Raw genomic sequence first — 14472 nt, forward strand, 5'->3', positions numbered from 1 at the left:
CTCCTGTTTTCCTCCCCCGGTGACCGCGTGCAGAAGCGCATTCTCATAGTCGAAGACGAACCCGCCATCCGCGACATGGTGTCCTTTGCGCTGCGCAAGGGCGAGTACGACCCGGTGCATGCCGGCGACGCGCGGGAAGCGCAGGCGGCCATCGCCGACCGCGTGCCCGACCTGATCCTGCTCGACTGGATGCTGCCCGGCACCAGCGGACTGGAGCTGGCCCGGCGTTGGCGCAAGGAACAACTCACGCGCGAGATCCCGATCATCATGCTGACCGCGCGCGGCGAAGAGAACGACCGCGTCGGCGGCCTGGAGGCCGGCGTCGACGACTACGTGGTCAAGCCGTTCTCCGCGCGCGAGCTGCTGGCGCGGATCCGCGCCGTGCTGCGACGCTCGCGCGAGGACGACGAGGACGGCAGCGTCGGCGTGGGCCCGCTGCGGATCGACGGCGCCGCGCACCGCGTGTTCGCCCAATATTCCGCAGGCGACCAGGCCGTGCAGATCGGTCCGACCGAATACCGGCTGTTGCACTTCTTCATGACCCACCCCGATCGCGTCTATTCGCGCACGCAGTTGCTCGACCACGTCTGGGGCGGCAGCGTCTACGTCGAAGAACGCACCGTCGACGTCCATATCCGCCGCCTGCGCAAGACGCTGGAACCGCACCAGCTCGACGGCATGGTCCAGACGGTCCGCGGCGCCGGCTACCGGTTTTCCGCAGCGGTCGAGGCCTGAGTGGCCTCACGGGCGACGGCACTACCGGTCGCCCGCCCCCTCTTCCGGCGAGGCCAGTCCAAGTGACGCGAGGCCGGAGCTGCGGGCTGCCCACTGCGGCAAACCGGCCGTGGCACCGACGTTTCCGGCGTCCGGCCCGCGCCATGGACACCTCCCTGCCAGCCAGAACCCGAATCGGGCACCACAACCCGCCTCGGCCCATGACAATTCAATAGACTTCGCCCATGCCCCCCCGCGCCCGTTCCGCCTGGTTCCGCACGCTCGGCCAGCTCGCCATGATCCTGGCCGTGGCCGCCGCGGGCGGCTTCCTGGTTGGTCATCCCTGGCCGGTGATCACGCTGGCCGCGCTCGGCGTGGTCGCCTGGCATTACTGGCGGCTGCGCCGCGTATTGATCCGCCTGACCGCTCGCCAGCGGCTGTCTCCGCCGCTGGGCGAAGGCATCTGGAACGAACTCGACCGCCTTCTCTATCGCGGCCAGAGTGAGATGCGCAGCCGCAAGAAGCGCCTGATCGTCATGCTGCGCGCCTACCGGGCCGCCGCCGCGGCCCTTCCCGACGCCATCGTGGTGGTCGAGCGCAACAGCCAGCGTATCCAGTGGTTCAACGAAGCCGCCACCGGTCTGCTCGGGCTGCACCACCCACGCGATATAGGCCATCCCCTGGTGCAGACGTTGCAGCCGCTGACGCTGGCGCACTGGCTGGCCACCGGCCGCAACGCCGAACCGCTGGAAGTGTCTTCGCCGTGGCAACCGGGCGCGACCCTCAGCCTTCGCCTGATTCCCTACTCCGAAGACCTGTGGCTGCTGGTGGCACGCGACGTCAGCCGGCTGCTGCAGCTCGAACAGATGCGTCGCGATTTCGTCGCCAACGTCTCGCACGAGCTGCGTACGCCGCTGACGGTCGTGCACGGTTATCTCGACATGCTCGACCCCCAGGAACACCCGGACTGGGCGCCGATGCTGGCCGAGATGCAGCGGCAGTCGCAGCGCATGACCCAGCTGGTCGAGGACCTGCTGATGCTGTCGCGCCTGGAATCGCAGGACAGCCTGCCCGCCGAGGAGACCGTGGCGATGGCGCCGATGCTCGCTACCCTGCGCCGCGAGGCCCAAGCGCTGAGCCAGGGACGCCACGACATCACCATCGAGGACAAGGCCGGCGTCGACCTGTGGGGCTCGAACAAGGAACTGCACAGCGCCTTCTCCAACCTCGTCGGCAACGCCGTGCGCTACACGCCCGCCGGCGGCAGGATCCGCATCCGCTTCCGCCCCGACCACAAGGGCGTCGCGCTGGAGGTGATCGACAGCGGTTACGGAATTCCCGCCGCGCATCTGCCGCGCGTGACCGAACGCTTTTACCGGGTATCCACCAGCCGCTCCCGTGAAAGCGGGGGCACCGGCCTGGGCCTGTCCATCGTCAAACATGTGCTGCACCTGCACCAGGCCCGGCTGGAGATCGCCAGCGAAGTCGGCCGCGGCAGCACGTTCTCCTGCCATTTCGGCGCCGAGCGCGTACGCCAGCGCGATCACGGCTTTGCCGATACTCTCGAAGCACTGCCATGACCGCGCTATCCAAGAACGTGCTCTCCAAGAACGCGCTTCCCCAGAACGTGTCCCCGATGAACGCCCAGATCGAGGCGCTCACCGACACCGACCCGCTGCGCGACAGCGCGCTCTATTTCAATCGGGAACTGGGCCAGCTCGACTTCAACTTCCGCGTGCTGGCGCAGGCGCAGGATCCGCAGGTGCCATTGCTGGAGCGCCTGCGGTATCTGTGCATCTCCTGCACCAACCTCGACGAATTCTTCGAGATCCGCGCCGGCACGATGCGCCACGCCCAGGACCTGGGCCTGGCCGCGGGCCCCGACGGGCTTTCGCCGGCGACGGTGCTGGCGCGCATCCACGACCGCGCCGCCGAACTGGTGCAAGCGCAGTACGAATGCTGGAACCAGGTGCTGCGGCCTGCGCTGGGCGAAGCCGGCGTGCGGGTGCTCGCCCGCGATGCCTGGACCGACCCGCAGACGCAGTGGCTGCGCCAGTACTTCCAGGACGAGATCATGCCGGTGCTGTCGCCGCTGGGACTCGATCCGGCGCACCCGTTCCCGAAGATACTCAACAAGTCGCTCAACATCGTCGTCGTGCTAAAGGGCAAGGACGCGTTCGGCCGAGAGGGACACCTGGCGATCGTGCGCGCACCACGCTCGCTGCCGCGCATCATCCAGATCCCGGAGGAAGTATCCGGCGGCAAGCACGACTTCGTGTTCCTGTCCGCCGTGCTGTCGGCCTTCGTCGATGAACTGTTCCCGGGCATGCAGGTCAAGGGCGCCTACCAGTTCCGCGTCACCCGCAACTCCGAACTGCTGGTGGACGAGGAAGAGGTCGACAACATCGCCCTGGCACTGCGCGACGAACTGGTCGGCCGCGGCTACCTGCGAGCGGTGCGGCTGGAGATCGCCGAGCAGTGCCCGGACGACATCGTGCGCCCGCTGCTGGAGAATTTCGATCTGACCGAGAACGCGGTCTACCGCATCAACGGCCCGGTCAACCTCAACCGCGTCATCCAGGTCTACGACCTGGTGCAGCGCCCGGAACTGAAGTTCCCGTTGTTCCAGCAACGCGTGCTGCCCGGCGTCGAGTCGATGTTCGACAAGATCGCCGACGGCGACGTGCTGCTGCACCATCCCTTCGATGCGTTCACGCCGGTGCTGGAAGTGATCCGCCAGGCAGCCGAAGACCCGAACGTGCTGGCCATCAAGCAGACGCTCTACCGCACCGGCAAGGACTCGTCGATCGTCGAGCACCTGGTGCAGGCGGCGCGCAACGGCAAGGACGTCACGGTGGTGGTCGAGCTGCGCGCACGCTTCGACGAGGAGGCCAACCTCGGCCTGGCCGATCGCCTGCAGGAGGCTGGCGTACAGGTGGTGTACGGCGTCGTCGGTTACAAGACGCACGCCAAGATGCTGCTGATCGTGCGCCGCGAAGGCCGCAAGCTGCGCCGCTACGTCCACCTGGGCACCGGCAACTACCATAGCGGCACGGCGCGCGGATACACCGATTTCGGCCTGATCACCGCCGATCCCGACATCGGCAACGATGTCCACCTGATCTTCCAGCAACTGTCCGGTCTGGCGCCGCTGATCAAGCTCAAGCGCCTGCTGCAGTCGCCCTTCACGCTGCATGCCGGGGTGCTCAAGCGGATCGACCGCGAGACCAGGCACGCCAAGGCCGGCAAGCCCGCGCGCATCATCGCCAAGATGAATGCCTTGAACGAGCCGCAGGTGATCCGCGCGCTCTACCAGGCTTCCCAGGCCGGCGTGCAGATCGATTTGATCGTGCGCGGCGCGTGCACGTTGCGGCCGGGCGTCGCGGGCATCTCCGACAACATCCGCGTGCGCTCGATCGTCGGCCGCTTCCTCGAGCATCACCGGGTGTACTGGTTCGCCAACGACGGCGCGCCCGACCTGTTCTGCTCCAGCGCCGACTGGCTCGAGCGCAACCTGCTGCGTCGCGTGGAAACGGGCTTCCCCGTTCTCGATCCTGACCTCGCCGCGCGCGTGTTCGACGAGGCACTGGTCAACTACCTGGCAGACAATGTCAATGCCTGGCAGTTGGACAGCGACGGCGACTACAAGCGCGTCGTGCCCGAAGAAAACGCGGCGCCCCATTCCGCACAGGCCAGGTTATTGGCGAAAATCTGCGGATGAACAACGCGTATCCGACCTCCAGGCTGCCTCTCGCGGACGGCGACCTGCTCGCCGCCGTGGACATGGGGTCCAACAGCTTCCACATGGTGGTCGCCCGCTACGTGCTGGGGCAACTGCGCATCGTCGATCGCCTGCGCGAGACGGTGCGTATGGCCGAGGGCCTGGATCGCAAGGGCGGCCTGACTCCTGAAGTCCGCCAGCGCGCATTGGATTGCCTGTCCCGGTTCGGCCAGCGCGTGCGCGACATACCGCCGCAGCGCGTGCGCGCCATCGCCACCAACACGGTGCGGCGCCTGGCGGCGCCGCAAGCGTTCCTGATGCCGGCCGAAAACGCGCTAGGCCACGCCATCGAAGTCGTCGCCGGCCGCGAGGAGGCGCGCCTGATCTACCTCGGCGTCGCCCATGCGCAACCGTCCAAGCCGGGCGAACTGCGCATGGTGATCGACATCGGCGGCGGCTCCACGGAATGCATCATCGGCACCGGCTTCGAGGCGATCGAGCGCGAGAGCCTGCAGTTGGGCTGCGTGGCCACCACGCGGCGCTTCTTCGAGAACGGCAAGCTGTCGAAAAAGAAATGGCGCGAGGCGCTGACCGAGGTCACCGCCGAATTCCAGCAGTTTTCCGGCACCTATCGGGCGCTGGGCTGGAACGATGCGCTGGGCGCGTCCGGCACCAACAAGGCCATCGGTGAAATCTGCGCGGCAATGAAATTGACCAAGGGCGCGGTCACCGCCGAAGCGCTGCCAGTGTTGCGCGATCGCCTGCTGCAGGCCGACCGCATCGAGGCGATCGACCTGCCCGGGCTTTCCAATGAGCGGCGGCCGGTCATCGCCGGCGGCGTGCTGATCCTGGAGGCGGCCTTCGACGCGCTGGGGATCAAGCGCATGCTGGTCAGCAAGGCGGCGATGCGCGAAGGCGTGCTCTACGACATGCTCGGTCGCGGTGGCGCCGACGATCCGCGCGACGCCGCGGTGGCTGCACTGATGCAGCGGTACGGCATCGACGACGGCCAGGCACGCCGCGTCGTCGGCACCGCGCTGCAGTTGTTCGACCAGGTGGCGCCGGCCTGGCAGCTCGACGAGGACGACCGCCTGATGCTGGCCCGCGCTGCACGCCTGCACGAACTGGGCCTGGCCATCGCGCACAGCCAGTACCACGTGCACGGCGCCTACGTGGTCGAGAACTCCGATATCGCCGGCTTCTCACGCCAGCAGCAGCAGTTCCTCGCCGCGCTGGTGCGCACCCATCGCCGCGGCATTCCCAAATCGGCCTTCGACGCCCTGCCCGATCGCCTGCTCGCCAACGCGCGCCGAAGCGCGGCGCTGCTGCGCCTGGCGGTGCTGGTGCACCGTGCCCACGAAGCCGATCCGATTCCACAACTCAGCGCGCGCGCCGAAGGCAACCAGCTGACGCTGACCGTTTCCAGGCGCTGGCTGGATTCGCGTCCGCTGATTCGCGCGGACCTCGAGGGCGAACCCGAGGACATGGCGGGGCTGGGTATCGCGCTGAAGCTGGAAGCTGCCTGACGCGCCATCCCGGACCGCCGCTGGCGGCCGGGAAAGGAATCACTGCTTCACTGCACGCCGCAACTGCGCCGCCCGCACCAGGACCTGCGGCGGTGCGGTTTCTTCGGGAATGGCGAAGATCCGGATCCGTCGCAGCCATGCCCCCGCGATTCGCGATGAGGTCATCATCACGATCGGAATCGACAGCACCAGCCCCAGGATCACCGGTGCCATCCACGCCGCCAGCGACGGGGATATGAAGTAGGCCATCACGCCGGCCAACACGCCGAGCACGCTCAGCCCGCCGTAGCTGCGCACCAGGCTCGAAAGCGGCACGCTTCCGTCGTCGCGCCGCTGCGCGTCCCAGCCCGAATCCCTGCCTGCCAGCACCTCGGCCACGCCGCGCGACTGCACATACATGGTGATCGGGGCCATCAGCGCCGCCAGCAGCGTCTCCAGCAGCATGCTGGAACCGGCGCGGAGCATGCCGCCGCAACCACGTCGCGTGTCGCGATCGAAAAACAGCGTGAGGTAGCCCATGAACTTGGGCGCCAGCAACACCGACATCGTCAGCATGAATACCCAGAGGAAGCGCTCGGGATCCTGCTGGCGCCAGTATTCCGTCGGTGAGAAGCCCGGTATCGACAGGCTGCTCCAGCTGAAGCCGGCGCTCTCCAGCGGGATCGCCAGGCCGACCAGCATCAGCATCGCCCACATCGGCGAAGTGAAGTAATGACCGATACCCATCAGCAGATGCCAGCGGCTGACCCAGTGCAGCCCCCGCGCCGGCAACACCGCGCCGTGCTGCAGGTTGCCCTGGCACCAGCGGCGATCGCGGATCAGCATATCGGTCAGCGAAGGCGGGCCTTCCTCGTAGCTTCCGGCCAGTCCGGGCACCATGTGCAGCGCCCATCCACCACGCCGCAGCAGCGCCGCTTCGACGAAATCGTGGCTCAGCACGGTGCCGCCGAATGGCTTGAAGCCGCCCAGTTCCGGAAGGCCGGCATGCTCGGCGAACGCGCGCGTGCGGATGATCGCGTTGTGGCCCCAGTAATTGCTCTCGGAGCCGTGCCACCAGGCAACGCCGTGCGCGATCACCGGCCCGTACACGCGACCGGCAAACTGCTGCATGCGCGCGAACAGCGTGTTGCCGTTGACGATCATCGGCAGGGTCTGGATCAGCGCGACATCGGGATTGCCTTCCATCGCGCCGGCCAGGCGCACGATGACTTCGCCGGTCATCAGGCTGTCGGCGTCGAGGATCAGCATCTGCGGATACGCAGCGCCGAACCGGCGCACCCACTCGGCGATGTTGCCGGCCTTGCGCTCGTGGTTGTCGTCGCGGCGGCGGTAGAACAGGTTCCGATGACCGCCGGTGCGCTGGCGCAATGCCGCGAAGGAGCTCTCCTCGGCGATACGTATTTCCGGCCGCGTGGTGTCGCTGAGCACGAAGAAATCGAAGCGATCGAGCTGTCCGGTGGCCTGCACCGATTCGTAGATCGCCTGCAATCCCGCCATCAGGCGTTCGGGATCCTCGTTGTAGGTCGGCATCAGCAATGCCGTGCGCGAATGCAGTTCGGGCGCTGGCGAATGCTGCGACAACCCCAGCCGGCCGGGCCTGCGCGATGCGATCAGCACGAAGCCGGCGAACGCGCTGGCACACGCCATGGCGATCCAGGCGAACAGGGCGATGAACAGCAGCACCAGCAGCAGTTCCAGCACGTTGATGCCGCCGCCGCGCAACACCCACCAGATCTGGTAGGCAGCCAACAGCGTCAGTGCGCCAGCGCCTCCGATCACATAGGCGCGCCGCCAGGCCATGGCGCGCGGCGTGCTCGGCAGGGTCTGGACATTCAGGCGACCCTCGCGCAGCGACTGCACCGGCATGTCCAGGGGCGCCTCGCCCGGCAAAGGCGGGAACGAGTCATCGATGGGGGCACCTGACATCGGCACGGTCGTAATACCGGTCACAGCGTCCACCGGTACAACCAGGTTTCCGACAACGGGCCGGCATCGTCGCGCAGCAAGGCGCGCAGCTCGATGCTGCGTTCGGCGCCCGGGTGCAGCTCGAACGCGATGCGCCACCCACCCGTACCAGGGTTGGCGTGCGCCACGATGTTGTCGACCCGCCCCTTGGCGGCCACGACCTGTGCACGCACGTCGGCGTCCTCGCGCAATGCCTTGAGCTTGCCGCCGGCAACGTCGATCACCACCCGCCGCGATCCCTTGGGTCCGGCACCGATGCTGGTACCCGTCACCACCGCCAGTTGCGGCAGCCAGGTGTGGTCGTTGCACCAGTGCAGGCGGTAATCGAAACGATGTTCGCTTCCCGCGACCAGCGGCTGCTTCGGTCGCCAGAACGCCACGATGTTGTCGTGGAACTCGTCGTCGGTCGGCAGCTCCAGCAGATGCACATCACCCGCGCCCCAGTCGCCAACGGGCTCGACCCACAGGCTCGGACGCTTTTCGTAGTGGGCTTCGCTGTCAGCATAGTCGGCGAAGGCGCGCTTGCGCTGCATCAGGCCGAAACCGCGCGGATTGGCATCCTGGAAGCCGCTTTCCTGCAGCACGGACGGGTTCTGCAGCGGGCGCCAGATCTGCTCGCCACGACCGTTGATCATCGCCAGGCCGTCGGAATCGTGTACCGCCGGACGGTAGTCGTCGATGCCGGCGCGATCGTTGGCATCGAACTGGAACATGCTGGTCAGCGGTGCGATGCCTGCCTTGTCCAGTTCGACCCGCGGATACAGTCGCATGGAGACATCGAACACCGTCTCCACGCCCGGCCGGATCACGAAGCGGAACGCGGCGGCGGCGCTGGGAGAATCCATCAGCGCATGCACGACCACGCGGTCGGCCCCACGCGCCGGCTGCTCCAGCCAGAACGTGCGGAACACCGGGAATTCCTCGGCCTTTTCGCCGGTCCTGAGGGCCAGGCCGCGCGCGGACAGGCCATAGGCCTGCCCCTTGGCGACGGCACGGAAGTAACTCGCTCCGAGGAACGCGCAGACCTCGTCGAAATAGTCGGGCCTGTTGATCGGCGAATGCAGGCGGAATCCGGCGAAGCCCAGATCGTTCTCCGTGGGCGCGGGCGTGCCCTGGAACGTGAACTGCTCGGGGCGGTAAACCAGCGGCTGCGCCATTCCGCCGGCCACCGTGTACACGTCCACGCGGTCGCGGAACAGAAAGGCCCGATGAAAGAACTGGGCCTGGAACGGCAGCCCCTGTTCCCGCCACAGCGCCTTGGCGGGATTGAAGCGGATGCCGCGGAACTGGTCGTAACCGATCTTCGCCAGCGAGCCGGGCAGTACCTGGTCCTGCGGACGGAACGGCGCGGCGGCAAGCTCCCGCGCAAGATCGGCGACGGTGTTTTCGCCGAACGGCACTGGACCTGCGGTTGGGGAGCCCGCCTTCGTCTGCCCCGCCGATGTCGTCGCGCGCGCCAGCGCATTCCCGCCCGGCGCCAGCGAGACCAACGGCCAGCACAGTCCGGCCAACAGCACTTCGCGTCTTTGCACGCGCTCTCCTAAGTCTCGGGGCATCGAGTAGCCGCACATTGTATGAACAGCATCGTTAACGGCGTCGCGACGCGCGGCCCATCCCGAACACCAGGGCAGCCCGCGCCGGTCGTGTAAGCGCTTCCACGATCACCGTCATCCCAGCGTCATCCGCTTGCCATCGCCGTTTCACCGCTGCCGGGCAGCCTTGCAAAAACCGGGAGCAGCGCATGCGCTACGCGATCATCACCGAGACCTATCCGCCGGAGATCAACGGCGTTGCCCTGACCGTGCAGGGGCTGGAGCGGGGATTGCAGTCCCGGGGCCACGACGTCCAGCTGATACGGCCACGCCAGCCGGACGACCCGGTGCGCGACGCGGACGACCTGCAGATGCTGGTGCCGGGTGCACCACTGCCTCGCTATCCGGGGCTTCGCCTGGGACTGCCCTCTACGCGCCGGCTGATGACCGCCTGGAAGGCGACGCGGCCGGATGCGATCTACGTGGCCACCGAAGGTCCATTGGGCTGGTCGGCCCTGCGCGCGGCCCGCCGCCTGGGAATTCCCGCCGCCACCGGCTTCCACACCCGTTTCGACGAATACATGCGCGATTACGGCGCCGCGTTCCTGGCCCACACCGCGCTGCGGTGGATGCGGCGGTTCCACAATGGCGCCGACGCCACGCTGGTGCCTACGCTCGAACTGGCGCAGTTCCTGCGGTCGCAGCGGTTCGACAACGTGGTGCGGCTGCCGCGCGCAGTGGATACCGCCCTGTTCGATCCGCAACGCCGCGACCCCGCGCTGCGGCAGCAATGGGGACTGGACGACAACGGCTTCGCCGCGATCCATGTCGGCCGCATCGCGGCCGAGAAGAACCTGGGCCTGGCGGTGCGGGCCTTCCGCGAACTGCGCAAGTCCCGCCCGGATGCGCGCTTCGTCTGGGTCGGCGACGGCCCCGCGCGCGAGCGACTGCAGCAGGACAACCCGGACTTCATCTTCTGCGGCGTGCAGCGCGGCGAGTCGCTGGCGCAGCACTTCGCCAGCGGCGACCTGTTCGTGTTCCCCAGCCTGAGCGAGACCTTCGGCAACGTCACCCTGGAGGCACTGGCCAGCGGCGTGCCGACCGTGGCGTTCGACTATGGCGCCGCGCGCGAACACCTGGTCGACGGCGTGCATGGTGCCGCGATCGGCGCGGGCGACGAGACCGGCTTCATTGCGGCCTGCGCCCGCATCGGCGCCGACAACCTGACCCGCGGCGCGATGCGCATGGCCACGCGGCAAGCCGTGGCCGCGCTGCGTCCGGAACGGGTCGCGGCCGACTTCGACGCGTTGCTGCACGGCCTGGCACAGGCGCGCGCCGCCACGGCTTCTCCCGCCACGGCCCAATCCCCGGAACAGGAGGCCCCATGAATCGCATGCCCTTGCGCAAGCGTCTGATCGCCGGCGACTCCGGATGGTGCCTGCGCGCCAACCGCTGGGGCGGCGGAGGTCATTCGCGCTCCTACTTCGCCACGATCAGCCGGTTGGGCGATGGCGTGTTCTGGTACGTCCTGATGGCGGCACTGATCCTCGTCGACGGCATGACGGGCCTGGCCGCATCCGCTCATCTGGCCGCCACCGGCGTGATCGCGCTGACGCTGTACAAACTGCTCAAGCGTTGGACGCGACGGCCCAGGCCGTTCGCTTCCGATGCACGCATCCAGGCCTGGGTGGCACCGCTGGATGAGTTCAGTTTCCCGTCGGGCCACACCCTGCACGCGGTCGCCTTCAGCCTGGTGGCGATGGCGCACTACCCGCTGCTGGCCTGGGTGCTGGTGCCGTTCACCGCCAGTGTCGCCGCTTCGCGCGTGGTGCTGGGACTGCACTATCCCAGCGACGTGCTGGCCGCGACCGCGATCGGCAGCGGCCTGGCCGGGTTGTCGCTGTGGCTGGTGCCGGGCGTGTCGCTGTTCGCCTGAGTCGGCGAGCCTCAGCGCGCGAACGCCGCCACCTTCGCCCGCGCCACGCTCGGAAAGTACTGGCTGGCCCAGTCGCGATCGTTGGCGACCTGCGCCTGCGCGCGGCTGGCCTCCAGTGCCCCGAAATCGAGCGTCGCCACCGCCCAGTGCTGTTGGCCGCGCGTCTGCACGATCATGCCGTCGTGCGGCAGGCCGACGTCCATCGGGGCGATCAGGGCCGCCTCGCCGGTGTTGACGTCGAGCGCCGGGCTCCACGGCGCTTGGCCGGCAGTGACCGCCTGTGCGACGAAGCAGCGGTTCTCGAGCGCGCGCGCCAGGCAGCCCACCCGCACGCGCGTGGCGCCGGCCTGCGTATCGGTGCAGCTCGGCACGACCAGCAGGCGCGCGCCGGCCTCGCACTGCGCGCGCACCGGCAGCGGAAATTCGCTGTCGTAGCAGACCGAGATGGCGCTGCGCACGGCGCCGGTCTCGAACACCTTCAACGCATCGCCGGGCTCGATCACCCCGGCGCGCTTCTCGAATCCGGTCAGGCGCAGCTTGTCCTGCCAGACGTGGCTGCCGTCGGGAGCGAAGGCATAGCTGCGGTTGCGGTAACGACCGTGTCCAAGATCGAGCAGGAAGGTTCCCGCGACCACGTGCATCCGCCTCTCCCGCGCCAGTTGCGCGAACAGGTCCAGCCAGCGGCCGTGATAGGTCTGTAGGGCGGCCAGCGAGGCGTGCAGGTCGCCGCGCGTGGCATCGTCGAATGTCGCGCCCAATTCGAGGGACAGGTATTCCGGAAGGACCGCCAGCTCGGCGCCCTGTTGGTGCGCCTCGTCCAGCCAGTGCGCCTGCTTGAGCGCGAATGCATCGAAGTCGCGCGGCGCATCGATCGTGTACTTGGCCACCGCGACTTTCATCGTTCCGTCTGTCATGCCGTTCATCGCGCGTCCTCCAGTGGCCGCAGCCAGAAGCTCAAGGTGTGCATCACCTCGCCGTCGCCGATCTCGCTCCAGGGCAGCGACGCGCGCAGGCCGCCCGCAGGGCGATAGCCGCGCTTGCGCCAGAACGCCTCGTTGCCACGATGCCCGATCGGACAGCGTGGATCCTGGTCGCTGCGATCCACCGCGCAGAACGCGCTCCAGCGGAATCCGCCCAGCGAACGCGCATGCGCTTCGCGCTCATCGAAGAAGCGATGGCCCAGGCCCAGTCCGCGGTACTGCGGCAACAGCACCGACTCTCCGCAGTAGAACACGCTGTCCACGTCGTGGCCTGCACGTTCCAGCGGTTCGCGAAACGCCGGCGATTCGTCGGCCATCGGCAGCCCGGTCGAAGCGCCGACCACCGCATCGCCGTCGAAGGCGAGCACCACCACGCTGCGCGGCGAGGCCACGTAGGTCTTCAGGTACACGGCTTCGTACGCCGCATCGCCGTCGTAGAGATACGGCCATTCGCGAAACACCGCGATACGCAGTCTGGCGATGTCGTCGAGATGGGGTTCGATCGCGGCGCCCGAACAGCGGCGGATCGTCAGGGCGGGGGCGTTCATGGATGCAATTCTAGTAGGTGCTTTTCTCAGTGCAGGGTCGCCGGCGTGGTCGCATGGGCCACGCCGGCGGATCGGGCTCACACGGCGGTCGCCGCACGCGCGCCGGCCAGTTGATACCAGTCGACCTTGCGGGTCACCAGCATGATCGCCGCCAGGATCACGAACAGCAGCGCCGAGCCCAGCACCAGCGCGTTGTCCTCCGATACCAGCAGTCCGTACAGCGCGCCGTAAAGCGTGGCCAGCATGGCCGCGAACCCCAGCCCGCGCACAACGCTGCGCAATACCGCGCTGAGGTAGAAGCCGAGCAGTCCGATGCAGGCCACGCTCGCCGCCAGGTACGCCAAGCCGAAGGCGATGTGCTCGCTCAGGCTGACCAGCAGCAGGAAGAAGATCGCCAGCGCCAGCCCCACCAGCACGTACTGGATCGGATGGATGCGAAGCTGCTTGATCAGCTCGAACATGAAGAACCCGACGAAGGTCAGCAGCACGAACAGCATGCCGTACTTGCTGGCGCGGTCGGCCTGCGAGTAGACGTTGACCGGATCGACCAGCGACAGCCCGACCGCGTCGATGCCGACCACCTGCATGGCGTCGTCCGTCCCGGCATCGCCGTCCAGCACGGGCAGATGCTTGCCGGCCAGGTACTGCGCTTGCGCATTGGTTGCCAGCGACGACACTTCCCATTGCGCGTTGAAACCCTTGGGCCCGACTTCGCGCACCCGTGGCAGGAAGCTGCCGCCGAAGCGCGGATGCCGCCAGGTCGATTCGACCGCGAAACGGTTGCTCTTGCCCAGCGGCACCAACGCCAGCGATTCGGTTCCGCCAAGGACGAAATCCAGGCGCGTGTCGAGGGCGAGCACCTGGCCGGCGACAGGCTCGCCGAGGCGCACATGCACACCGGCGCCTTGCTGGCTGCCCATGCCCTCTTCCAGCGCCATGTCGGCACCGTTGACGCGCAGACGCGGGGAGCCGATCAGTCCGCGCACGTCGGCGACCGAGTAGCTCAGCCAGGGCTTGCCGATCCGGCGCGGCGCCTGGCCGACACCGTCCTGCGGGCTCCCATCTTGCGGGCTCCCATCTTGTGGAATCTGTACATCGAAACGGGCCTGCGCATGCGCCTGCCATTCGTAGACGCGCACCTCGTGCAGGCCCAGTCGGCGCACCCCGGGCCGCAGTTGCCCGGCGATGTCGAGCGTTGCCGGAAAGAACGTCCACTGTCCCGATACCTCGCGCTTCACCCTGCGGGCAACGCCGCGGTCGTCCTTCTCCTCGACCTCCACCGTCCGCGTATACGGCACCACCAGCACCGGCCCGGCGAAGGCCTGCTCACCGGCGTAGCTGCGCGCGATGCCCTGCACCGCCTGCATGCGGTATGCCTGGCGCTCGGCGATAACGCCGCGGATCATCGTCAACGGCACCAGAATCGCCAGACTCAGTGCCAGCACCATCAAGATCTTCAGTCCCAGACGCATGTGCGCCTCCTGCCGTTTGTCCTGACGACAGGATCGGCAGCGATGATGGAGGGATGATGGCGCGACGGTGAAGCGAGG

11 protein-coding genes are annotated in these 14472 nt (G+C 67.8%); 6 read left to right on the forward strand and 5 right to left on the reverse strand.

Annotation, left to right across the window (positions count from 1 at the left end; translation table 11 throughout):
* Positions 1–27: 27 nt before the first annotated feature.
* The 4 genes from phoB to ppx all read left to right on the forward strand — a co-directional run bounded on the left by phoB (position 28) and on the right by ppx (position 5961).
* The gene (gene phoB / locus J2X06_RS17620; protein ID WP_310064680.1) at positions 28–735 is read left to right on the forward strand and encodes a phosphate regulon transcriptional regulator PhoB; all 708 of its coding nucleotides are present in this window, start codon (positions 28–30) and stop codon (positions 733–735) included.
* Between the two features lie 224 nt (positions 736–959).
* On the forward strand, positions 960–2294 hold the full coding sequence (gene phoR / locus J2X06_RS17625) for a phosphate regulon sensor histidine kinase PhoR (RefSeq protein ID WP_310064681.1): 1335 nt from the start codon (positions 960–962) through the stop codon (positions 2292–2294).
* Between the two features lie 56 nt (positions 2295–2350).
* A complete protein-coding gene (gene ppk1 / locus J2X06_RS17630) occupies positions 2351–4435 on the forward strand; it encodes a polyphosphate kinase 1 (protein ID WP_310064778.1) in 2085 nt (694 codons plus the stop codon).
* Positions 4432–5961, forward strand: coding sequence for an exopolyphosphatase (gene ppx, locus J2X06_RS17635; RefSeq protein ID WP_310064682.1), 1530 nt, complete (start codon positions 4432–4434; stop codon positions 5959–5961). The genes ppk1 and ppx overlap by 4 nt, the downstream gene beginning before the upstream one ends.
* A gap of 39 nt (positions 5962–6000) precedes the next feature.
* Here the strand turns inward: ppx and mdoH are convergent, their stop codons facing one another.
* The gene (mdoH, locus tag J2X06_RS17640; RefSeq protein WP_310064683.1) at positions 6001–7887 is read right to left on the reverse strand and encodes a glucans biosynthesis glucosyltransferase MdoH; all 1887 of its coding nucleotides are present in this window, start codon (positions 7885–7887) and stop codon (positions 6001–6003) included.
* Between the two features lie 20 nt (positions 7888–7907).
* Positions 7908–9458 carry a glucan biosynthesis protein gene (locus J2X06_RS17645; RefSeq protein ID WP_310064684.1) on the reverse strand — a complete coding sequence of 517 codons (1551 nt, stop codon included), beginning with the start codon at positions 9456–9458 and terminating at the stop codon, positions 7908–7910.
* Between the two features lie 209 nt (positions 9459–9667).
* On the opposite strand from J2X06_RS17645, the gene J2X06_RS17650 reads away from it, so the two are divergent.
* Together J2X06_RS17650 and J2X06_RS17655 are read left to right on the forward strand one after the other, a co-directional pair.
* Positions 9668–10846: a glycosyltransferase family 4 protein gene (locus J2X06_RS17650; RefSeq protein WP_310064685.1), complete on the forward strand. Its 1179-nt coding sequence runs from the start codon at positions 9668–9670 to the stop codon at positions 10844–10846.
* 5 nt (positions 10847–10851) lie between these two features.
* Positions 10852–11394 (forward strand): phosphatase PAP2 family protein, encoded by a 543-nt coding sequence (locus J2X06_RS17655; protein ID WP_310064779.1) that lies wholly within the window; start codon positions 10852–10854, stop codon positions 11392–11394.
* Positions 11395–11405: 11 nt separating this feature from the next.
* Here J2X06_RS17655 and J2X06_RS17660 read toward each other — a convergent pair whose 3' ends face one another.
* The 3 genes from J2X06_RS17660 to creD all read right to left on the reverse strand — a co-directional run bounded on the left by J2X06_RS17660 (position 11406) and on the right by creD (position 14394).
* On the reverse strand, positions 11406–12293 hold the full coding sequence (locus tag J2X06_RS17660; protein WP_310064781.1) for a carbon-nitrogen hydrolase family protein: 888 nt from the start codon (positions 12291–12293) through the stop codon (positions 11406–11408).
* 20 nt (positions 12294–12313) lie between these two features.
* Complete coding sequence (locus J2X06_RS17665; RefSeq protein WP_310064686.1) at positions 12314–12922, reverse strand: GNAT family N-acetyltransferase; 609 nt, start codon at positions 12920–12922, stop codon at positions 12314–12316.
* Positions 12923–12999: 77 nt separating this feature from the next.
* Positions 13000–14394, reverse strand: coding sequence for a cell envelope integrity protein CreD (creD, locus tag J2X06_RS17670; RefSeq protein WP_310064687.1), 1395 nt, complete (start codon positions 14392–14394; stop codon positions 13000–13002).
* Positions 14395–14472: the final 78 nt, after the last annotated feature.

Source organism: Lysobacter niastensis (assembly GCF_031457115.1).
In the GTDB taxonomy this organism is placed as follows: Bacteria; Pseudomonadota; Gammaproteobacteria; order Xanthomonadales; family Xanthomonadaceae; genus Lysobacter_J; species Lysobacter_J niastensis_A.